Origin of the sequence: Tenuifilum sp. 4138str, from assembly GCF_041102575.1 — a bacterium.
Lineage (GTDB): Bacteria > Bacteroidota > Bacteroidia > Bacteroidales > Tenuifilaceae > Tenuifilum > Tenuifilum osseticum.
Window position 1 is genome coordinate 90,410 of sequence record NZ_JBGCUE010000003.1, and the last position, 21,026, is coordinate 111,435.

Here is a 21,026-nt window from a genome sequence, read left to right on the forward strand (position 1 = left end):
TTGCTTGTGGTGCTTTGGCAATGTGTGCAATGTGGGTCGGCAATTGTTTTAAATAATGTGCGGTGGGCAAAAAATACAAAACATCGGGTCGGCTTGAGTGTCGGCTCTCTTGTCTCGTCAATATTTCGTTTTTCTGTCCTTTCACAATGGTTTACTTTTCAATTTTCTGTCTGTCGTTTCTGTTTCCTACACTTGGCGGTAACGGTTTGCGTGTATGTGCAGTAGCGGATTAGAAGCACTTACCTGTCCGTTTAGCACAAAGTTTCTTAGATGCACAGAGCTTAGATTTACCACTTCACCCGCTATTGCCACATACACGCTGTTACAGGCTGGCGTTCTTGTCGTCCGTGTCTTGAAGCCATTGTCAGTAATGAGTTTTGCAACCAACTGTCCGATTGTTTTTGTTTCGGAATGTGGATTGGCGTTTTTAAAATTTTTAAGAGGGAAAGGAATTTTTTTAAAACCATTTTTTTCGGGCTGGAGAAAAGCATACTCTTTTTGCAGCTTTGGTCTGCGGGCTGATATGCGAGGCAGCAAAATGTGTATGCTTTTGTGGGTGGGATTATATTTCTTCTGTTTTTCCATTTTTCGAATTTAGCTAACCTGTTGCTTTTCGCATTAATGCTTTTAGATTACTCAACCTTCAACACTTCCTTAAATTTCGCTTTGAATTTCTGTTGGGTGTTGTAGTTATAGAAAGGTAAACCAATGATTTTATATTTATCATCTTCGTAAAGCATTTCTATCTTTTTGATTTTTGCTTTGATGTTTATTTCTTCTAAAAATTCTTCTTTCCATTTGTCTTTTTCAATATAGCCATCTCCCTTTGGTTCAATGAATAGCTGATAAGAAAGTTTCTTTGCGGTTTTCTTCTCTTTCATAAACAGCACAAAGTCGGGTTCAAAGGCTTTTCCGTCTGTGAAGTTGTAAATTTTGAACAGCCGTTCATTGCGGAGCAGATAAATGTCATCATATTTTTCTTTCAGCGTGTCAATGGCTTGTTCAAGGTATTTGATAAAATACTTTTCTTCACTTGTGCCATAATTTTCATCAAATATGTACCAGTCCTTTTCTGCTACATTCATTCTGAAATCGGCAACCCAGTTTCCGGTCATTGGTAAACCATATTGTTTTTTGCTGTCTGCCTCCGGTTCTGAAACCATCATCAACTTATCGTGTTTCAGATACTCTTTTAGTGGTCTGCCTTCAAATTCTTTGCTGCCTTCGTATTGATGAACTTTGGCACTAATATCATTTTTTATCCTGCACAATACATTTTCCGCAATTCTCAATTTTTCTTGTGGAAGCAAATTTTTCAACCTTTCTTCGCTGCCAATCAGAGTTACAGGAGTTTTTCCAATCCATTTTTCACTGGTTATAAATTCCCTTGTAGATGTCAGTTGCGGTAAAATTCTTTTGAGATTATCAAAATTGAAGAACGGAATGTTTTCAGTGGCTTTCAGACAAATTGGCAATCCTAAATCAATCAGTTCTATGTTTTTGTTTATTGAGCCAATGAATTTCTTTTGCAGTTCTTTGTCAGCTTTTACGGCTTCTTCATCAAATACCACCAATTCATCCGTTCCGCTTGTTCCGATATATTCCTTGTATTGTAATCCAGTTTCGTGGATTTGCTTTAATGAAGAAACATTTTTGTTGCTTTTCAAAACCTGCTCGTTCGTAAATATTAATCCTTCTTCCCAAAGTCTAGTTTGCTTGAAAGTTGGTTTAACTTTTATTTCAATAGGATTTTCGTCCTGATTTGGGTCGTAAACTCCCTGCTCAACAAGTTCTTTAGTAATGGCTTCAATATATTTGTTGTCATTCAAGCTGTGGTAATACAATTCTTCCAAACAGCGTAAATCGTTTCGCAAATCTTTATCAAATTTTCTTTGATACATTTCTTCATCGGGCCTTGTCTGAAAGGGAAAATATCTTGCACCTCTGCCAATTAATTGTGCTTCTGAAATGGTGCTGGCTGCTGCTTTTCCGTTGGTATTTACTCCGTTGCTTTCATCTAAACGAACAATATCAAAGAGGTTTAAAACATCCCACCCCTCTGTAAGCATTTTCACGGTAAATACAGCCCTGAACTCATTTTTCTCTAACTGGTTTAATTCAATCTGTTTTTCTTCGCTGTCGTTTTCATTATTTACAATAATGCAGCGTTCATCCCTAAAATCGTTTTTTATTTCTTCGGTCAGTTGGTCAATGGAAACTCCGTGTTTTTTAAAAAATTCAAACGCTTTTTTTAATGTTGCTCCGCCTGAATTTTCCAAATCTTTTATATCTTTTGTTTTCAGGTTTTTCAACAAAAGTTTAAAATCTTCAAAGCATTTATTGCTTTCTTCAATGCTTGCACTTTTAAACAGAATGACGGGTTTAAACGGTAAATAGGGGGATAAGATATTATTTTCATTCGCTACCTTCAAGCGGTATTGACTTAAAACTAATGCTTGTAAAATTCTTTCGTTTGTGCTAATGCCCGATTTTATCAGTTTAATTTCTTTGCTGTAACCGTCATTTCTAAACTCACGAAGCGAATAACGCAGAAGGATTTTATCAGCATATTTTTTTGCAATTTCAGGATGGTTCAGGTCAACTGTTGCAGTATATTCTAAAAGAATATTTTCGGGGTGGTTTTCAATAATCGTGTTTATTGTCCACTCCCAACTATTTTCTTCTTCTTCCTCTGTTTTGCTTTTTTTTCTTTTGGTTAGCGTATTGAGGTGGTGTGCTTCATCTGAAAGAATTACCAATTTTGACTGCTGTAAACTTTCAAATGTAAGTCCGTTTTCTCTCGGCTCTTTTAATTGAATGTGCAATCCCTGAATGGTGCTGAACATTATATTAATATCATTGCCCGGAACTGTTTCAAAATTCTCCACCTGATTAATTCCAATTTCCCTGAAATCAAAAATTATTTTGTCGGCAAACAGGTATTTGCTGTTTCTTTTATCGGTAAAATTGGAAATGGTTTTCTTTATGATGTTGTTGCTGTTAACAATAAAAATAAAATTTCTGTAGCCCTTTGTATATAGCTCAAGAATATTGGCAGCCATCAAAACGGTTTTCCCGCTTCCTGTCGCCATATGGAAAAGCAAATGAATAGGCTTGTCTTTGGGTCTGTCCTTAAATTTGTTTAAGTAAAAATCAAATTTTGAAATCGCTTCTTTTTGATATTCCCTGTCTAAAAACATTGGGTTCAGATTGCTCTTGATATGCTCTGGTACATCAGTATTCAATAAGCCGTAGCTTTGAGCAAATTTCCATTCGGCATCTAATTTATCTGCTAAGAATTCCATTGTTTCGGCTTATGAAATGTTGTAAAACTTTTTGTTCAGGGCAATTTCATCTTCGCTCATTTTGTAAAAGGCATCTTCCATTTCGGTGAGGTTCACATACAAATGGTTTTTATCCAAACATTCGCAGAGCAGTTGTTTCTGTTCTTCCAATGTAAGTTTTTCAAATTCACCATTGTCCCATTTATTATGGTCAATTTCAATTCTGAAAAAAGCCTCCTCTTTCATTTGCTCATACAGTTTTTTTAATGCCTTACTGTCTTTGGCTGCCTCAATATCATCAATGTATTGCTGATTGTAGCGTTTTAGTTCTGCATAAACAAAACTGCCTCCGCCTTTCCAACCAACTGATTGGGAAATACCTGACTGTTCGCCTGATATTACATTTTTCAGCCTTGTTACACTTCCATTTTTCCCATAATCTAATTGTTCAATTCCAATATATCTTCTATTCATTTTATGAGCTACGGCGGCAGTTGTTCCACTTCCTAAATGATAGTCAATAATTAAATCATCATAGACAGTAAAAAGGTCTAATAAGAGTTTCATTAATTCTTCTGGCTTTTTCCCATTTCTAAATGAAACATTTCCTTGGTCTGCAACATTATTATATTCCTCCGCAAAATTGAAGAAGTTCGGATAAGGCTTTAGCGTAACATCACTTGATTGTGGTTTACCTTGATAATAGCCACCATTAACATTTCCTTTTGGGGGCAAGTAAAAATACCTACCACCTGTAGCATCATCACCCATTTCTGGAACTTTAAATAGTGTTTCTGGCGGATAATCATTTCTTAATTTCTCTAAATATTTTACATAAAATCTACCACTACTATTTTTTTCCCGAATGGAACCACGAATACTGATTTTTTTGAGATTGGAGAAATCAGCTTCCAAAATATCTACTTTGTATTTATCTGGAGTGAAAATTAATACTTCTTTCTTCCCGAATTTTATTTTATCTGGCTTTCCAATTTCTTCAATCTTGTATATATATTCATTTACATTTTTTTCTTCCTCTCGTTTTGGCAGCTTTTGAAAACGATTTTTTGAATAAAGCAATATATATTCTATAACATCATTGTATTCCTTATCGCCAGTTAAAATTCTGTCAGGGTGTCTAACTTGTATATTAAAAGTGCATAAATGTTTTTCAAATAGTTCATCCATCACAGCTGTCCAAAATAATTTAAAATCAAAAAATGCCTAATTGTTAATCAGGTGGTTAGGGTTCAAAAGTAACCAATTTTAAAATTAGACCCTACCCTGAAAACAGCTTTAGCTGTACCGCATCCTCTTTTCTGGGACGGATAAAGGGCTGGTTTAGCCATTCCCACAGGTTAATCTTCACGAAGAGGTTCAACCGGACAAAGCTAACCAGGTTCGACATGTGCCACTGGTACTTGGCCTTGGCCTTCAGGAATGTGAGCAGCAGTATAGTGATCAGCGCCGTCCAGATCTGGATCTGCACCGCGTTTTCGGATGTGCCCACAAACGACTTAATCCTAAGGTTCTGCTTGATTAGCTTGAAGAACGACTCGATGTGCCACCGTTCCTTGTAGATGCGCGCCACGGTGGTTGCTGTCCAGGAACGGTTGTTGGTAATGAAGACCAGCTCGTTCTTATTGACCTCGTCCCAGTACCTCACCCGGCGGAGCAGCCTGGGGTAATCGTGCTGGCTTTTTACCCCGGTAAGGCGTATGTTGGAGTCCTGCAGCACATTCCTATCCCTTTCCCCCGACACGTCAAAGTCCTCGACCAGCTCGTAGTCCAGGTTATCCTTGGAGCGGGTGACGAACCAGGTGTTCATGCTGTCCAGCTTGTTCCACCAGGAAAAGTCGTAGTAGCCCATGTCGAATACCAGAATGCTACCCGAGGGCAAGCTCATGCCCCTGGCGGCGGTAATGTCGGCCACGCTGCCCCGGGTTAGGTCGGCAAAGGCCGGAAGGCACCCCTCGTAGTCCAGCAGCAGGTGCAGCTTGACGGCGCCCTTGCGCGTCCTGAACTTCGCCCAGTCGTATAGCGACAGCGAGAGCGATATGACGCTGGCGTCCAACAGGTAAACCTTTCGCCGTATCTGGCGCAGGGCTGGCTTGGCAAACCTGACCTGCGACCTGAAATGCGCTGCCAGGGCGTAGTAGAACTCCTCGAATAGCTTGCTGGGCCGCCTCCCGTTAATGTAGGATATGCTCGACTTGGATGGGGCCTGCGTGCAGCCCAGGTGGACTATGTTACCCGTTATGCTCCTTAAGCCGTTCGAAATATCCCGTACTGAGCTAAGCTGCCCCAGGTGGCAAAATACCATGCTTATGAGGTGTGTCCAGCTATCAATCCCCTTGCTGTATTTGTCCCCGTTGTACTTCTTTACGATATCGGAGAATATATGCCGGGGTATAAGGCTGGTGATTTGGGAAAAAAGCGTTAACTTTACCATGGGAGTTGGTTTTTTGGTCAATGTAAAACTATCCCTTAACGGGGATATTTCCAACTCCCATTTTTTATCTACAAAATTTTATTTTGGACGGATGTGTTCATCCATCAAAACTTTTAAGTAAGCATATTGATGAAAACTGCATTGAACTGCAATTACAGACTCGTATTTCATTAATGTTTTTGCAGCTAAAAGCCGATTTTTCATAAATACAAGCCAAGTGCTGTGATTAAACTTGTCATTGTAATTGAAGCTATCGCTTCCGGTATTATAAGGTGGGTCAATGTAGATAAGTTTTACCTGTCCTGCTATGCTTTTAATACCTTTTAAACTGTGCAATGCCAAAAGATTGTTTCCTTTCAATATCAGGTTTTGCTTTGAAAAGTCAATATCGGATTTTGCGTTTAGGGTGTGTTCTCCTTTGCTGTCATACAGTTTAAAATTAGTAAGGGCTTTAGTGTCAAACAGGCGGGTTATTTCATCGGGAGCAAGTGTTTCATTGTAAAAAATTTCATTTCTTTTCTGTTCTTCCTTGTCTTGCCCGCCTTCTAAAACACAGTCCTTGTAAGGAAATACTAAAACAACATCTTTATTCTCACGATAATATTCGCCTTTTTCGTCTTGTAAGCCGATTTGATTTTTAAACTCAGTATAACTGTTTGGTAAAAAATCTTTGTTCTTAAGGAAGTTTAAAAATTCCCTTTGTTTGAAAACGGTTGCACCACCAACCTCCATAAAAAATTGCTTTTTCAGGCTGTTATGGCTTAACAGAATTTTTAGTAATGCTTCATTATACTGATAGGCAGCATCTGAAATTTTACTTTTGTTAAGTTTGCCGTTAACGACAAATTCTGATTTGTCTTTCAGCAATTTTTCTAAATCTTTATATAAGTTCTGCATCATTTCGTCTTTTGCTTTTTAATGTATTTAATTTCTTGCTCTGTTACTTTAAGTGCATCCGTAGCAAATTCTTCATCCTTAATTACATATACGACACGGTCGCTCAACCAGAGTATTAAAAGTTCTTTTTCATCTGCATCAAAATATTTCGCTAATTTCTTAACTTGTTCTTTTGTGGCTGTTCTTTTGTTGTGTTCCATTTTACTTAAAACAGCCTGGTCAATGTCAAGATAAGAAGCAACGGTACGCAAAGGCAAGTGCCTTTCTTCTCTGTATTTTTTTATAGTTTCTCCGAAAGTTGGCATAAATCTTATTTTACTTCAACTGCTTCAGCTTTAGCAGCAATGGTGTTTTCAATTTTAGGTGCTGTTATTAGGTGGTTAATCAATTCTTTCAATTCGGCAATTTTGGCTTCAGCAATATTTCCTTGTTTGTGTTTCATCATTAAATTCAATGGTTTTAAATCTGCTCGGTTAGGTTTGTCAATTCCTAAGAATGTTTCTAAATCTGTGTCAAAGTTTTTTATATGCCAAGTAAATTCATTTCTATTGTCTTCAATAAAGTCATTGATGTATTTGTGAACATCCTTATCATTGTCTGAATCCATAAGAACAGAATGAGTTATGCCAAGTTTACCAAACAAATTCATAAAGCGATGAATACTGAATTTGCCCATAGCATCTAATAAATAAATATGTTTTTCCTTTAAATCCTGCCATTGAGTATTAAGCAGGTAATCAATAAATATTTTTTCTGATGCTCCTTCGCAAATAATTATGTGTTTTGCAAAAAATAAAGCTGCACGTTCACTATCAAGCCACAAAAAGTATTTTATAGTTTCTTCTTCAAGTTTTAATGCTAAATCAGGTGAAGCATTACCTAAATTTTTGCTATTTATTTTAGCTTTTATTGGTGCAGGCGTTGCTGCATCACCTAATAAATCAGAAAAGAGTTTGAATAGGCTTAGATTCGCGTCAAATAATGCTTCTATTTCATTGCTTTTGATTTGAAATATATTTGTATGGCCTTTTTTCTTTTGAATTTTAATAATAGAGTTTAGGGCCATTGTGTTTTTGCAAACAAAAATCGGGGAATGAGTGGTTATTAGAATTTGCTGATTATTTTCAGTTGCAATTTTTTGCAGGTTCAAATTCATTTGCTCCTGTTGTGATGGATGCAAGAATGCTTCCGGTTCTTCAAAAAGTATCAGAGTAAAATCAGGTGAAAACTCTTTCTTTTTTTCTTCCTTTTTATCAGTATAATTTGAGGAGAGCTTGATAAGCGTGTAAATCAAATGTCTTTGTAATCCTTGACCTAAAGAAGTAACTTCAATTTCTTTATTGTCCGAAAGGTTATTGTCTTGAATGTAGTGAGAGAGCAAGCTTTTAACAATGTCAGGTGGCTTTATTGGATTTATTTTTATTCCAAATTTTATTTCCCAATTTTTGAGCTCGCTATTTATTTCATCTTCAATCGCTTTCATAGAATATCCGTCTTCACTTGTTTCCTTTTGAAAGTCAGCATTGAATTTGTCAAATGAACCGTTTAGCGTTTCAAATGCTTTACTGGATTTAATAACCTTGCCGAAAACATAATTAACCATTTCCCTAAAAGGACTTGGGCCTGAAAGTTTAAGGTTGTCGTCAGACTTTGAAAGTTCGGGTATATAAATAATGCGTCCAAGTTTATTTTGTGAAACTCCTTTTGCCCCATAAAATAGGTTTGTGGATAGTGTCCCCTTTTCGTAAGCGTAAATATTGCTTTGGTTTCCTTTTACTAAATCAGGGTTTTCAGACTTAAAATAACGTCTTACGCGTAAAATGCTATCTTCCGATTTATATTCTTCTTTTAAGGATTCCTGTTCTTCTGGAGTTGTTTTAAAATGTAGTTCTATCCAACTTTCTTTGTCTTTAGTTGGTATTTTAGGGAAGTCGTTGCCCTCATTAAATTTCACTCCAGCGTCTTCATAGAAAGCTCTTAGTGCTGAAATTACGTTCGTTTTTCCCGCGTTATTTTCTCCAACTAAAAGTGAGTAATCCGCCAAGTCAAACTCGCTGTCAAGTATTGAACGGAAATTGTGAATGATAACTTTTGATATTTTCATCTTTGAATCTGTTTGCTTTGACAAATTTCGTCAAAGATATGAATAGTTTTCTTATTTTCTCATTTAATCTCTCTCAAAGTTTTCAACAGATTACTATTGTCAAGTGGGTCGGCAAAATTGGCTCTTTTGCAAGCTTTGGTCGTGGGTTGGCTTGTGGGGCTTGCAAATGTGCCAATGCGGGCAGGCATAAAATTGTTTTAAAAAAAGTGCGGTGGATAAAATTTTAAAAACATTCGGGTCGGCTTTGAGTGTCGGCTCGTTGGTCTGTGTCAAGTTGTTAAAGAACTGTCCAGTTAAAGTCCGCTTATTTGTCAGGTTGCAACATCTCCATTTTTCAGTCGTCACTGTCAGGGTTGCACTGTCTTTTTACGCTTGCCTGTAACGGTTACGTATAAGAATAGTAGCCGACTGCGGGCTTCATTCCTGTCAAGTTACAAGAATATTGAAGCGGGCTACAACCCTTGAATTTACTACTATCTCGGCTATTATTTTTATACATTGTTAGGTGTTGTTATTATTCATTTTTAAGTCTGGGATGTATTTTTGTTAAATCCTTGATCAAATACTCCAAAGGTGTTCGCTTTTCTTTCGAAATATGTCTGTTGTCTGCATTTATTACAATTACCAAATCTAAATCTGGAACAATATTTATGATTTGTCCTCCATTGCCGGGAATAAACCAAGAGTTAAATCCATATTCTGTTTTTACCATTTGCCATTGACAACAACCATATAAAGGATGCATGATTTCAATAAATGGATTAAATATTTCTTCCATCCATTCTGATGAAACAATCTGTTTGTCAAACCATTTTCCTTTTTTCAGGTATAATAATCCATATTTAGCGATATCCCTTGATTTGAGTTTTAGTCCACCACCAACATCAAAAATGCCATTTTTTGAAAACCAACTGTAATCTTTTATTCCAAGAGGTTTGAAAAGATTATCTTCCGTATATTCCGCAATGTTTTGTCCAGTTGATTTTTTAATTATTTCACCAATAATAATATTGTTTGGTCCGCTATACACATATTTAGTTCCTGGAATAGTGTCCATTGGTAATTCCAATGATGCTTTCAACCAATTATCCATTTTATCCATTTGTACTCCCATATTATTGGGGTCATTAATAGGTAATGCATGCTCATTCCATTTAAAACCAGATGTATTGGTAAGTAAATCTCTAATCGTTATTTGACTTTTTAAAGTGTCTTCTGCAAGCGAAGCATACTCTGGAAAAAAATCAATCATTTTCTGGTTTACATCTTTAACTTTTCCTTGCTCTATCGCAATGCCAGTCATAATTGCACTGAAACTTTTCGTTGTAGAAGCTAAAAAATGAAGTTCATTACTTTTCCATCCATTATAATACTGCTCTATGATTAGGTCATTGTTGTGAATAAGCAGTAAGCTGTGGATGTTTCCGTATATTCCTTTGCATATATCACTATTTATTTTCTCAAATGCTATTTTGTCGAAGTTGTGTTCTTCAAGTGTTGATACGTTCAAACCATCATTTTTGTCAATCGGTATTTTATAAGAACAATCAGGTTTCCTATTACAACCAACTAAACTTAAAATAATTAGAATACTTATGAGTTTTTTCATATTGTTGATTTTGTCTATTTTCAATAACACCTAACGTTTTGCGTGTATGTGCAGTAGCGGATTAGAAGTACTTTCCTGTCCGTTTAGCACAATGTTTGTTAGATGCACAGACCTTCGATTTACCACTTCACCCGCTATTGCCACATACACGCTGTTACCACCAGTGCTTCCTTGTCTGCCGTGGTTTGTCGGTCTATTTGTTGCTGTTATATTCATTGTCTTTTATCGTGCGGTGGGGCATTTTTTATAATTTCTTTTCTCTTGCGTTGGCTTGTGCGGCTTTGGTAATGTGCTTGCATTATGCTTTGGAAATATTCTAAGAACCTCAATCATTTTTCATTAATTCAAATTATTTCTAAAATCTTCAATAACTTGATTTGTATAATTTTCCATATCGCTGAAATTTTCACAAGCCAAAGTAACTTCTATAAACTCATTAATTGGATAGGGCTTTAAATTCAAGTTTTGTTCTTTTATTTTATGTCGGACAATTGAATAGTCAAAATAATCTTTAGTGTCCTGATGAATTATTGGAGCAACAAATGAAAGGTATTTGGAAAGATATTCGTTCATTTTGTTATCTTCAAAAAAATGACGAATAACTGATGTCGTTTCGCTGTTCAATTGTTGAGTTTTATTTCGGATTAGTGTTACTTCAATAAGCCAATAAATATTTTTTGAGTAAACTTCAATATCACCTTTATTACCTGGAGCGTGTGAAATTGGCATACCTATATAATCGGCTTTGTAATTTGGTCTAATTGCAAACTCTTTACCGTATTTAAGTGCAAGAATTAAACTCAAATAAAACTCTAACTTCAATGGTTCTGCAATATATTTGAAAGCAGGAACAATATTTTTTGGAGTTCCAATTAAACCAATACTTTCAACAATTAATTTTTCGTTTAACTCATACAAATCAATAATTTCCGCAACTTTTTTAGCGTATTCAAAGCCATCAGTTTCAGGAATTTCTTCCCTATGTTTGTAAACTAAGGCAAGCAATACGTCATTGTATGATTCTAACTTTTCAAAATGATTTTCGGGAATAGTTTTTTCATCATCACTAAGTTCAACGTTTATTGAAAGCAAATCGTTTATATATTCATCATTTGCTATGTTTCTGTATATAAACACTTTGCCTCTGAATTGGATTGAAACAAATCCTGTAATGACTAAAAGGCGTAATACAACATCGGGATAATCTCTTAATATTGTTTGTGCTTTTAAATTAGTACCAAATCTTTCTCTCACAAATGCTTCAACTTCATTAGAATCTCGAAAAGCATTTTCATCTATTATTTCTAAAAACTCCTCTACATTACCATTTTCACTAAAAGTAGAAACAATAAATTGTTCATAAGATATTTTTTCCCTTTGGGTAAGAATTTGAAGAATGAACTTAAAGTAATTAAAATCATTTGAAACATTGCGATATGGAGAACGTCTATTGTACTTAATAGCCTGAATAGAAAATGCTTCTTGTTCATCAATCTCATTGTTTATAAGCATAAGAGCAATTTGCGAAAATCTTAGTTTTTGTTTGTATTGAGCAAGAACAAAACCTAATTCTGACAATGTTCTTACATAAGTCCAAAATCTTGACTGATAACCTTCGGGAAATCCGCCATCTGCTTTTCGAGTTCTATTTACAAACTGAACTTGTTGTGATATACTTTCAATTGTTGAATTTTCAGTTATTTCTACACCATCACTTGAAACGATTCCTTCAAGATACAATTTTGATACAACCCTTAACAATACTTCATCATCCAATATTTCACCAATGAATGGAGCTATGGCTGCTAAAATCCCTTTATATCTTTCAGGATTTCTTACAGCTGTTTCAAACGCCATTTGTTTGAAAGTTGGAGTAACTTTTCTTCCTTTTTTACTCATAGTTTGTAACTAAAACTTCTCTAAATGATTTTATGCTATTGTCGTGGTAACTGATGTAATTACTCTTTATCGGAATGATATTGTAATTCGATGACCACTTGTTAAAAATTTTATTTTCTTTGTCTTTATAATGTGTAACGTTTGATACCGCAAACCTTATTTTATTTTTATTTAGCAAATCCAAAGTTTTTATTAATTCAAGTTCCTTTTTCTCATCCCAAAGTTTATTGTATTCACTAAATGTTATCAAATAAGGAGGGTCAAAATAAATAAAGTCGTCTTGTTGCGGTTTTACGCTTTTTAAAAAATCAGTGTAGTCTTTATTGTACCACTTTATTTTTTCAGTTTTTACTTTATCAAAGTAGTTTTCAAGTGCAGTTACTACATTTTTATTAAAATCAACATTCCCGACAGGTAAATTATATTTGCCTGAACCATTAAAACGAATCATCCTATTGAAGCCATATATCAACAATACATAAAATTTGTATAAGTCTATTTCCTTTTCGTTGTTAAAGTCTGTTTTCAATTTCTCAAAACTATTTTTATTGAATTTTGCGAAATAAGTTTTTTTATATTTAATTTTTAATTCAGTCGGAATAATGTCTTCTTTGTATGAACGTGAAAGATTATATTCAAAAATAATTTTTTCAATTTCGTTAAAGAACTTTTGTGGAGATTTTGAATGTTTGATTAAAAAATTATGTAAGTTAAATACATATTTGTCAATGTCATTTAGCAAATATTTATTTGCATTTACATTTAGGAAAACTGAACCCCCGCCAGCAAATGGTTCGATGAACCTATTTATTTCATTAGGGAAATTCGGTAATATTTCTTTTAATAATTTGTATTTATCGCCCACATAAAATAATGGCGAACGTATTATTTTAGTTCCCATTTACTTTAGTGATAAATAATAATTCTTTATGATTATCAAATTCCGTCTTTCCTGTATTAAAAAATCTATGAGAACATTCAAAAACTTTAGTTTTTCCTTTCTTTTTTAAGATATCTTCAATGGTTTCAAGACGGATTTTATTTTCCGATGAATTACTTTTTGAATTATATGTGTTGTTGTAAGAAACAGCAATATATTTTACGTCAAGATTTTCAATTAAATCTCTGAAAGCTGCTTTAGCATTTACGGTGCAATATACACTCATATTTTCTGGCTCAGGTTTTAAAGCAACACCGAATAATGGCGGTTTGTCCCATTTAACTAAGTTTTCGTAAACGTGGTAGAAACGACTGTATTGACGTGAATTATAGGGAGGGTCAATATATGCAATGTCAGCTGAAATTTTTCGGGCTAATAGATTTGCATTTTCTTGGTATATTTCAACATTTTTAATATCAACAGGTTTAATCAATCTCAGATTTAATTTTTTATATTTTATTGGCTTCTTAATGTAGGCATCAAAATGTCCAACAGTATTTGCTATTTTGTCAATGTTATAAATTAGTGATGTAAGTATAACAGAATACTCCTTGTCTGTCAAACTATTCTTTCTGCTTTCTATATCTTCACGAATGTAACCAATTAGCTTAGCGTTTAAGTGGTCAAAAAATTTATCTCCATAGTTTTCCGAGAAATAATTTTCTTCCAAATCATTTGGATTTATGCTATTATAATATTCTAATATATCTTCAACTTTTTCTCTATCCCAATAATCGGGTTTAAAAAAAGCTTTATAAATGATGTTATTTGCGTGAAGTATATCGTTAATGATAATATAGGGAAAGTGTTCCGATGCAGCTTTTGCAACACTTGCAGTTCCTGCAAAAATATCAATTAAGGATTCTGCATCTTTTGTTTCTTTAAGTATGGTTTCAATTATCCAATTTGTAAGTTTAGCTTTACTACCAATATATCTTCTGCTTTCAAGGTTAATGTAATTTTCTGCTTTTAATTCAGGGAATAGTGAAATTGGCTTTCCATATACAATCTTTTCTTCAGCAACTTGTAGTGCTTCTAAACCAAAGTCCTCATACTTTATTTCTGATACAACCTTGTCACTTAACCAATGAACTAAAATTTTATGCGTGTCACAGTTATATAATTCGGCAAGTTGTAATAGTTGTTTTTTTGTCGGAAGTCTCTTGCCATTTTCAATTCTGCTTAAAACTGTTGGGTCAATTTTTGTCTTACTATGCACCTCTTGAAGTTGTAACGCAAGTGCCTCTCTAGTTTCTTTAAGATATGTTCCAATTTTGTCCATACTTTTAACTTGTCAACTTTTGGCAAAAATAAAAAAAATACCAAATAATAAACAAGTGCGATGGAAAAAATGGTTCTTTTAGTTTTGCGAAGAGGCGCTTTTTTTGTTGGACAAAACTAAATGTGCCGTTTGTGAGGCAGGCAAAAAGAAATTTTAAAAAATGCGAAGGGTAGGCTTTTTCCTTCTTTTCTGCCACCTGCCCCATTTGCAGAACACGGTCAGATTGTAAGTACGTACGCTTAGTCGATATGGTCTGTATGTTGAGTCTATTTTCTGTCATTGTCTTGTTGTGTAGTCTGTCTTTTTAGCATTGGTGGTAACTAGTAAATATCTATATAAACTTGTCACTTTTCAGTTTTTTTAGAAGTATTTGTCGTAGTATTAAAGCTTGCTGCCAGTCGGTCGAGTGGGCTTTGTATCCGGTCAACTCCCTTTTGGGTAAGGTGGGTGTAGATGGTGGTGGTCTTGATGCTACTGTGTCCGAGCAACGCTTGAATGAATCTGAGGTCGGTTCCGGCTTCAAGCAGATGGGTTGCAAAGCTGTGACGTAAAGTGTGTGGTGTGGCTCTTTTCTCCAATCCTGCCGCTTCCACTGCGCGCCTCATGATTTGTCGTACACTGCTTGCGCTGTATGGTTCGCCCTTGTATTGCCCCTCAAAGACATATTTGTGGCTGTTGGTAAGGTTGCGGTATGCCTTCAACCCTGCAACAATAGTATAGGGTAGCATCACATAGCGGTCTTTTTTCCCTTTCCCACATTTGATATGGATTTTGTGCTCTTCGAAAAGGATATCATCCCAGCACAGGGTAACCAGCTCGCTAACCCTTAAACCTGCCCCATATGCAAGCATGATAAGCATCTTGTGTTTGGGATTCTTTATCTGAGCAAAAATTCTAATACATTCAGCTTCGTTAAGTACAGGGGGGAGTTTATGCTCTTTTTGGGGGCGTGGTAGGGTAATTTCATAATCCCTGTGTAATACATTTCGATAATAAAACTGCATAGCGTTTACAAGCATATTGCCAGTCGAAGGAGATAACCCATGTTTCATCATGTTGCCGAGTTGCCTCACTATTTCTTTCTGGTCAATTTCGGCAGGGTTTCGGAAATCGTTTGTACGCAAAAAGGTAATCAGTGCATTGCCATAATTTTTTATGGTGTTGTAGCTCATATTTTTAGCCAGCATGGTATCGGTCATGGCATTCAGATAAATTAGCCCCTGGGGCGGTGTAATCCTTTGCAGGTTCGCAAGAGTAGTTTCCAGCTTCACCTGTTTCAGGTTGGGAGCATACCGTTTGTGGAGGTAATTTTCGGGCAAACGGTTTGTTAAGCTAAGGCCGCTGTTTTTGGCAAGCGCAACCAGGTTTTCCATCATTGCCGGAGTGGCTGGCAGCAGGTAGCATTGGTTGGCTTTGCTGTAACGGCTGCCGGCAAATCGCTTAACCTGTTGCACAATGGCCGATATGGCGGGAAGTTTCACCATCATCATCTTCCTTTCAGCCGCATAGGGCTCTACCACAATTTTACCATTTTGTCCTTCTGGCGTATGGTTTATATAGTAATCGGCCGGTAATAATCCTGGTTGACCCAGAATGGCTTCAACCTTGGTTTTCACAGACACATGCCTCAGTACCATCCAGGCTTTGTGGCTCTTGTTCCAGTAAACGCCTTTCGTTTCTTTAAGCGCTTTGACAATGGTTGGGGTGTATGGGAGTTTAACAGCCCAGTATTTCCCGATAATTCGCAAAAACTCGGCACAGGCTCCGGTAGGTTCATCCTTTTTGGTCGGATTATGTTCCGCAGCAACCTGCAGCGGAAGGGCGTTGTCGCTCCGGGCGGCAGCTATGGGCGCATTGTCGTGGCTCTTTTGTAAACCAGGCGCCTGTGGCGGAACCTTTTCTTCCGGGTCGTTTATAATTTCAATCTCAGGAAAAGCTTGTTCTATTTTCCGAAAGTTTTCCTTGCTGTAATCAACATACCAGCATCGATATGTCCGGCTCCATATGGCACCAATACTCCTGGCTCTTTGGTTTAATTGCTCATCATATTTAAAAAACAGCCCGATTCGGGGAGCGCTACGATGCTGTATTTTCTGCAAAAAAACCATTACATGAACATGTTTAAGCTAAATTAATAATAAGAATTTTTCACTACAAAATATTTTATATATTTTTTTAACCCAGGAGGGTATATCAATATGCAAAAATGCTCCAAATATAATCGCTCAATATAATATACTACCAATAATAAAACAGAAGTTAATCCACATATAAATCTTTAGTGCAATTCTATTGTCGATCTTATCATTCATAATGCAAGTATCACTTTTTTTTAATAGCCCATAGCTCACCTATTTGTATACCTTTGGTTTATTAATGGCACCATTTTTTGGATGTATTGTATACGAAAGTTGCATAATATCAAAAGTAGTATTATATTATAAATCATCGAAGGGCGATTTTATTTTTTGGATGCTTTGGGTCGATACTTGCGTGTAAATTTCCTTGGTTTTGGGACTCTTGTGCCCCAAAAGTTCCTGTATGTACGGCAGATCGGTGCCGCTCTCGAGTAGGTGCGCTGCGTAGCTGAGCCGCAACCAGTGCAACGTTAAGGGGTTGCGAACGCCTGCTTTCTGCGTAGCGTACTTAGCACCTTTTGTAGGCTTCCTGCTGTGTACTGCTCTCAGGCTTCCTGACCCTCAAATAGCCATACCATGGGCTTATATATCTTGTAGTAATCGCGCAGCATCTCAATGGTTTTTGCCGATAACGGTACAACCCTGTCCTTGTTTCCCTTCGCTTGTTTTACTATAAGCAGGTTGCGACCACTGTCTATACTTGTGGGTTTTAAATCGATTAGCTCGCTGCGCCTTAATCCGCATGTGTAAATTAGGCTGAGCATTGTGCGGTGCTTAATGTTTTGTGGCGCAGTTATTATTCGCTTTACCTCTTCCTTGCTCAAAACATTAGGGAGCTTATGCTCCGTGCGTGGCCTATCAAAATTCTCTTCATCCTGTACGCTTTTTAAAACTTCTCTGAAATATGGCTTTACCGCATATCCTTCTGCGGCCAGACTATCCCCATTTTGGCCGGTTGTTTTGTCGGTAATAGCGTGTGTTAATGGTTACGTAAATGAATTTGAAACAACATTTTCACTTTTAGCTATCAGATCACTAAATCGATTTAGATTTTTTTATACCTTTACCGTACCTAATAGTAATGTATGGCAAACCGCGTTACTCTCAACCATATTGCCCAGCATGTTGGGGTTTCAAAGACCTTGGTATCGCTTGTGCTGAACGGGAAAGCGCAGCAATACGGTATTTCAAAACAAACCTGCGATAAGGTACTTGCTGCGGTTAAGGAGTTGAACTATAGGCCCAACAAAACCGCCCGTAGCCTGCGAATCGGGAAAACCGAAACCGTTGGGCTGATTGTGTCCGATATCGCCAATGCGTTTTATGCCCAAATGGCCCGCATGTTTGAGGACTTAGCTTCAGCGCAAGGGTATAGCGTTATCATTTGCAGCACCGACGAGGAGGTTGAAAAGGAGCAGAGGCTAATAACCATGCTGCGTAACCGTCAGGTCGATGGACTTGTGGTGTCAACGTCGCAGCGTGAGCCTGAATGGCTAAAGGCTGTGTACGAAAGCGGTACGCCATTGGTGCTTATCGATAGGCATTTGGGTAGTGATACGCTACCCGCCGTAGTAGCCGATAATAGGTCAGGGGGCGCCATGCTTGCCCATCACCTGGTGGAGCAAGGGTATAACCGTCCTCTGGTGTTGGGGCTCTCCACAAACCATATTTCGTCGGTGGCTGAACGTATCGATGGGTTTATGGATGTGTTCAAGGAACATGGATTGCCTTGCGCGGTTCGCGAGGTGGGGTTCAACACCGTTCAGGCCGATGTGGATGAGCTGCTGGTAAACCTTAAGGCTCTCCCGTTTAAGCCCGATTGCCTGTTTGCGGTAAATAATAACATAGCCACCGCTGTGCTGCACTCACTGGCCGCTTCCAACGTCAAAATCCCCAGCGATATGGCAATGGTATGCTTCGACGATTTACCGTACTTCAGCTTTATCAGCCCCACAATCACTGCCATTGAGCAACCCATTGCCCAGATGTGCAGCAGGGCATTTGAAGTGTTGAGCCAGCTAATGGATGGGGAAAGCTATTTGAGCCATGAGGTGATAAGGCTTCCTGTAAAGCTTAACGTACGCCAATCATCGCAGAATAAATCGAAATAGAATATCAAACTAAAATCACACCGTATGAACCGTAAAACATTTGCCATTTTGCTTGCCTTCCTGTGTATGGGGTTTGGCGATGCAGTAGGTCCGTTTGTGGGATTAGCTAAGGAGCAGTTTACCCTATCGAACTTTGAGGCGCAGCTTATTGCCTTTATGGGATTTATCATGTTTGGGCTTTTATCGGTACCCATGGGTTTGGTTCAGGACCGTACCGGTAAAAAGTTTGTCCTGATGCTGGGATTATCCATTGCGCTGGTTGGTCTTGTCCTTCCGCTTTTTGGGCTAAGCAGCTATGCGCTATTCCTGCTAACCATTCTGCTGCTTGGAGCGGGTGCCGCAATACTGCAGGTGGCTGGTAATCCTATTATGCGCGATGTGTCCGAACCCGGAAAATACTCACGAAATCTGAGTTTCGGACAATTCATTAAGGCAATCGGATCGCTTTCCGGTTCGCTCATCCCCTTTGCAGCCGCCAAGTGGCTGGGTATGGATTGGAAGGTACTTTTCCCAATTTATGCAGCGGCGCTTTTAGTCACCCTTATTATTATAGCGTTTACCAGTATTCAGGAGGTTAAGGCCGATAAGGAGTCAGCTACTCTTGGTAGCTGCTTTAGCTTGCTTTCAAACAGGTTTATCCTACTTATGGTGTTAGGAATTTTTGTTTACGTTGGCATTGAGATATGCTTGAGTTCAGGAGTGCCAATCCTGCTCAGTTCGCATTACGGTATCGATTTAAAGACCTGGGGCTTGCTGGGCAATGCATTTTTCTTCATCGCCATACTAACCGGTAGGTTTTTGGGCTCATTAATACTGTCGTGGGTGAAACCCCACAGCTTCTTTCGTATGACCGTTGCCCTGGCAGTATTGGGTCTTTTGCTGATTTTTGTTGATAATCGGGTTGTAACCCTGGTGGGTGTGTTTATCACAGGTCTTGGCTTTGCCAATATTTTCCCGCTGATATTCTCAATTACAGTCGATTCCATGCCCGAACGTACCAACGAGATATCCGGACTTATGGTAACCGCCATTGCTGGTGGCGCTTTCATTCCACCGCTTATGGGGCTGCTTGCCGATGCAACCAGCATTAGGCTTGGGTTTATTGTTCCCTTGGCTGGTATTGCATTCATTGCGCTGCTCACCAAGGTTAAACCTAAAACCCAACTGTAATGGACTATAAAAACGACAATCGTGTAGTGCTTACCCTTGATGCCGGCGGAACAAACTTTGTGTTCAGCGCTATTAAGGGAATGGAGTGCATAGGCCAATCCATAACGCTTCCAAGCAATGGCGATAATCTCGATAAATGCCTTTCAGGCATTATCGATGGCTTTAGTAGCTTGATAGATGGCTTAACCGAAAAGCCTGTTGCTATCAGCTTTGCATTCCCCGGCCCGGCCGATTACCCCAATGGAATAATTGGCGATTTGGGCAATCTGCCTGCTTTCCGTGGCGGTATAGCCTTGGGACCCATGCTTGAGGATAGGTTTCACTTACCCGTTTTTATCAATAACGATGGCGATTTGTTTGCTTACGGCGAGGCTATTGCTGGATTTTTACCATACGTAAACCAACTTCTTGCCGAGAGTGGAAGTAATAAGCGCTACCGGCATTTGCTGGGGATTACGTTAGGAACCGGATTTGGAGCAGGGCTTGTGGTCGATGGAAATCTTTTCATTGGCGACAATTCGGCTGGCGCCGAGATTTGGTTAGTTCGTAACGCTATCGATCCCGACTGCTTTGCCGAGGAGGGAGCAAGCATAAGGGCTGTTCAACGCGTTTACCATTCGTACAGCAAGCATAGTCATGGCAAGCCGCTAACACCAAAGGATATCTACGAGGTGCTTGAGGGCAAGCAGGAGGGCGACCTTGTGGCTGCAAGGTTAGCCTTTCAAACCCTAGGCGTAGTGGTAGGCGATGCCATTGCTAACGCCGTCACCCTGACCGATTCGTTGGTGGTGATTGGTGGAGGTTTGTCTAATGCATGGAAGTATTTTGCCCCAGCCATGCTCAGCCAGCTCAACGGAACCATTTCTCGCACCGATGGAACAAAGGTGGATAGGCTTGAGGTTAAGGTGTTCAATATTGAGGACGAGGAGCAGCGAGCAAGGTTCCTGTCGGGGCAACGGCAGCAGGTAAGCGTCCCCTTTTCAAATCGTATGGTTGAGTACGACCCTTTGAAACGTATTGGTGTAGGTTTATCGCGCCTTGGCACAAGCCATGCGGTGGCTGTTGGAGCTTACGCTTATGCGCTTGGAATGATTGATAAAAAAGGTTGATAATCCTTATCAGCCATAATGAAGCGTGTAA

Annotated in this window: 17 protein-coding genes; 3 read left to right on the top strand and 14 right to left on the bottom strand. The window is 38.1% G+C overall.

Going from position 1 to position 21,026, the window contains the following annotated elements; translation table 11 throughout:
- Positions 1 to 186 precede the first annotated feature (186 nt).
- The 14 genes from AB6811_RS04045 to AB6811_RS04110 all read right to left on the bottom strand — a co-directional run bounded on the left by AB6811_RS04045 (position 187) and on the right by AB6811_RS04110 (position 17,429).
- Positions 187 to 585: a hypothetical protein gene (locus AB6811_RS04045; protein WP_369489155.1), complete on the bottom strand. Its 399-nt coding sequence runs from the start codon at positions 583 to 585 to the stop codon at positions 187 to 189.
- 47 nt (positions 586 to 632) lie between these two features.
- Positions 633 to 3,305, bottom strand: coding sequence for a DEAD/DEAH box helicase family protein (locus tag AB6811_RS04050; RefSeq protein WP_369489156.1), 2,673 nt, complete (start codon positions 3,303 to 3,305; stop codon positions 633 to 635).
- Positions 3,306 to 3,314: 9 nt separating this feature from the next.
- On the bottom strand, positions 3,315 to 4,472 hold the full coding sequence (locus tag AB6811_RS04055) for a DNA methyltransferase (protein ID WP_369489157.1): 1,158 nt from the start codon (positions 4,470 to 4,472) through the stop codon (positions 3,315 to 3,317).
- A gap of 91 nt (positions 4,473 to 4,563) precedes the next feature.
- Positions 4,564 to 5,736: an IS4 family transposase gene (locus AB6811_RS04060; RefSeq protein ID WP_369489158.1), complete on the bottom strand. Its 1,173-nt coding sequence runs from the start codon at positions 5,734 to 5,736 to the stop codon at positions 4,564 to 4,566.
- A gap of 78 nt (positions 5,737 to 5,814) precedes the next feature.
- Entirely contained in the window at positions 5,815 to 6,636 is an 822-nt protein-coding gene (locus AB6811_RS04065; RefSeq protein ID WP_369489159.1) for a site-specific DNA-methyltransferase, read from the bottom strand.
- Positions 6,633 to 6,938, bottom strand: coding sequence for a helix-turn-helix domain-containing protein (locus AB6811_RS04070; protein ID WP_369489160.1), 306 nt, complete (start codon positions 6,936 to 6,938; stop codon positions 6,633 to 6,635). The genes AB6811_RS04065 and AB6811_RS04070 overlap by 4 nt, the downstream gene beginning before the upstream one ends.
- Before the next feature lie 5 nt (positions 6,939 to 6,943).
- Entirely contained in the window at positions 6,944 to 8,737 is a 1,794-nt protein-coding gene (locus AB6811_RS04075; RefSeq protein WP_369489161.1) for an ATP-dependent nuclease, read from the bottom strand.
- A 514-nt stretch (positions 8,738 to 9,251) separates the two neighbouring features.
- Positions 9,252 to 10,346 carry a serine hydrolase domain-containing protein gene (locus AB6811_RS04080; protein ID WP_369489162.1) on the bottom strand — a complete coding sequence of 365 codons (1,095 nt, stop codon included), beginning with the start codon at positions 10,344 to 10,346 and terminating at the stop codon, positions 9,252 to 9,254.
- A gap of 339 nt (positions 10,347 to 10,685) precedes the next feature.
- Complete coding sequence (locus tag AB6811_RS04085; RefSeq protein WP_369489163.1) at positions 10,686 to 12,245, bottom strand: AlwI family type II restriction endonuclease; 1,560 nt, start codon at positions 12,243 to 12,245, stop codon at positions 10,686 to 10,688.
- Entirely contained in the window at positions 12,238 to 13,146 is a 909-nt protein-coding gene (locus tag AB6811_RS04090) for a DNA adenine methylase (protein ID WP_369489164.1), read from the bottom strand. The genes AB6811_RS04085 and AB6811_RS04090 overlap by 8 nt, the downstream gene beginning before the upstream one ends.
- Positions 13,136 to 14,467, bottom strand: coding sequence for a DNA adenine methylase (locus AB6811_RS04095; protein ID WP_288021368.1), 1,332 nt, complete (start codon positions 14,465 to 14,467; stop codon positions 13,136 to 13,138). Before AB6811_RS04095 ends, AB6811_RS04090 begins: the two co-directional genes overlap by 11 nt.
- 344 nt (positions 14,468 to 14,811) lie before the next feature.
- Entirely contained in the window at positions 14,812 to 16,575 is a 1,764-nt protein-coding gene (locus tag AB6811_RS04100) for a tyrosine-type recombinase/integrase (RefSeq protein ID WP_369489165.1), read from the bottom strand.
- Positions 16,576 to 16,905: 330 nt separating this feature from the next.
- Positions 16,906 to 17,154 carry a tyrosine-type recombinase/integrase gene (locus tag AB6811_RS04105; protein ID WP_369489360.1) on the bottom strand — a complete coding sequence of 83 codons (249 nt, stop codon included), beginning with the start codon at positions 17,152 to 17,154 and terminating at the stop codon, positions 16,906 to 16,908.
- Positions 17,151 to 17,429, bottom strand: a complete 279-nt coding sequence (locus tag AB6811_RS04110; RefSeq protein ID WP_369489166.1) for a phage lytic cycle repressor MrpR family protein — start codon at positions 17,427 to 17,429, stop codon at positions 17,151 to 17,153. The genes AB6811_RS04105 and AB6811_RS04110 overlap by 4 nt, the downstream gene beginning before the upstream one ends.
- Positions 17,430 to 17,690: 261 nt before the next feature.
- Between AB6811_RS04110 and AB6811_RS04115 the strand changes: the two genes are divergently transcribed.
- From AB6811_RS04115 to AB6811_RS04125, 3 genes are read left to right on the top strand one after another with little or no spacing between them, the layout of a single operon-like run.
- Positions 17,691 to 18,716: a LacI family DNA-binding transcriptional regulator gene (locus tag AB6811_RS04115; RefSeq protein ID WP_369489167.1), complete on the top strand. Its 1,026-nt coding sequence runs from the start codon at positions 17,691 to 17,693 to the stop codon at positions 18,714 to 18,716.
- Between the two features lie 24 nt (positions 18,717 to 18,740).
- Positions 18,741 to 19,886, top strand: a complete 1,146-nt coding sequence (locus tag AB6811_RS04120; protein ID WP_369489168.1) for an MFS transporter — start codon at positions 18,741 to 18,743, stop codon at positions 19,884 to 19,886.
- Positions 19,886 to 20,995 carry an ROK family protein gene (locus AB6811_RS04125; RefSeq protein WP_369489169.1) on the top strand — a complete coding sequence of 370 codons (1,110 nt, stop codon included), beginning with the start codon at positions 19,886 to 19,888 and terminating at the stop codon, positions 20,993 to 20,995. Before AB6811_RS04120 ends, AB6811_RS04125 begins: the two co-directional genes overlap by 1 nt.
- Positions 20,996 to 21,026 lie beyond the last annotated feature (31 nt).

Excerpts from the sequence above, each read along its gene's own strand:
- AB6811_RS04125 (WP_369489169.1), top strand. The coding sequence starts at position 19,886 with ATGGACTATAAAAACGACAATCGTGTAGTGCTTACCCTTGATGCCGGC.
- AB6811_RS04045 (WP_369489155.1), bottom strand. The coding sequence starts at position 585 with ATGGAAAAACAGAAGAAATATAATCCCACCCACAAAAGCATACACATT.
- AB6811_RS04090 (WP_369489164.1), bottom strand. The coding sequence starts at position 13,146 with ATGGGAACTAAAATAATACGTTCGCCATTATTTTATGTGGGCGATAAA.
- AB6811_RS04075 (WP_369489161.1), bottom strand. The coding sequence starts at position 8,737 with ATGAAAATATCAAAAGTTATCATTCACAATTTCCGTTCAATACTTGAC.
- AB6811_RS04070 (WP_369489160.1), bottom strand. The coding sequence starts at position 6,938 with ATGCCAACTTTCGGAGAAACTATAAAAAAATACAGAGAAGAAAGGCAC.
- AB6811_RS04050 (WP_369489156.1), bottom strand. The coding sequence starts at position 3,305 with ATGGAATTCTTAGCAGATAAATTAGATGCCGAATGGAAATTTGCTCAA.
- AB6811_RS04065 (WP_369489159.1), bottom strand. The coding sequence starts at position 6,636 with ATGATGCAGAACTTATATAAAGATTTAGAAAAATTGCTGAAAGACAAA.
- AB6811_RS04095 (WP_288021368.1), bottom strand. The coding sequence starts at position 14,467 with ATGGACAAAATTGGAACATATCTTAAAGAAACTAGAGAGGCACTTGCG.
- AB6811_RS04080 (WP_369489162.1), bottom strand. The coding sequence starts at position 10,346 with ATGAAAAAACTCATAAGTATTCTAATTATTTTAAGTTTAGTTGGTTGT.
- AB6811_RS04115 (WP_369489167.1), top strand. The coding sequence starts at position 17,691 with ATGGCAAACCGCGTTACTCTCAACCATATTGCCCAGCATGTTGGGGTT.
- AB6811_RS04085 (WP_369489163.1), bottom strand. The coding sequence starts at position 12,245 with ATGAGTAAAAAAGGAAGAAAAGTTACTCCAACTTTCAAACAAATGGCG.
- AB6811_RS04100 (WP_369489165.1), bottom strand. The coding sequence starts at position 16,575 with ATGGTTTTTTTGCAGAAAATACAGCATCGTAGCGCTCCCCGAATCGGG.
- AB6811_RS04055 (WP_369489157.1), bottom strand. The coding sequence starts at position 4,472 with ATGGATGAACTATTTGAAAAACATTTATGCACTTTTAATATACAAGTT.
- AB6811_RS04120 (WP_369489168.1), top strand. The coding sequence starts at position 18,741 with ATGAACCGTAAAACATTTGCCATTTTGCTTGCCTTCCTGTGTATGGGG.
- AB6811_RS04060 (WP_369489158.1), bottom strand. The coding sequence starts at position 5,736 with ATGGTAAAGTTAACGCTTTTTTCCCAAATCACCAGCCTTATACCCCGG.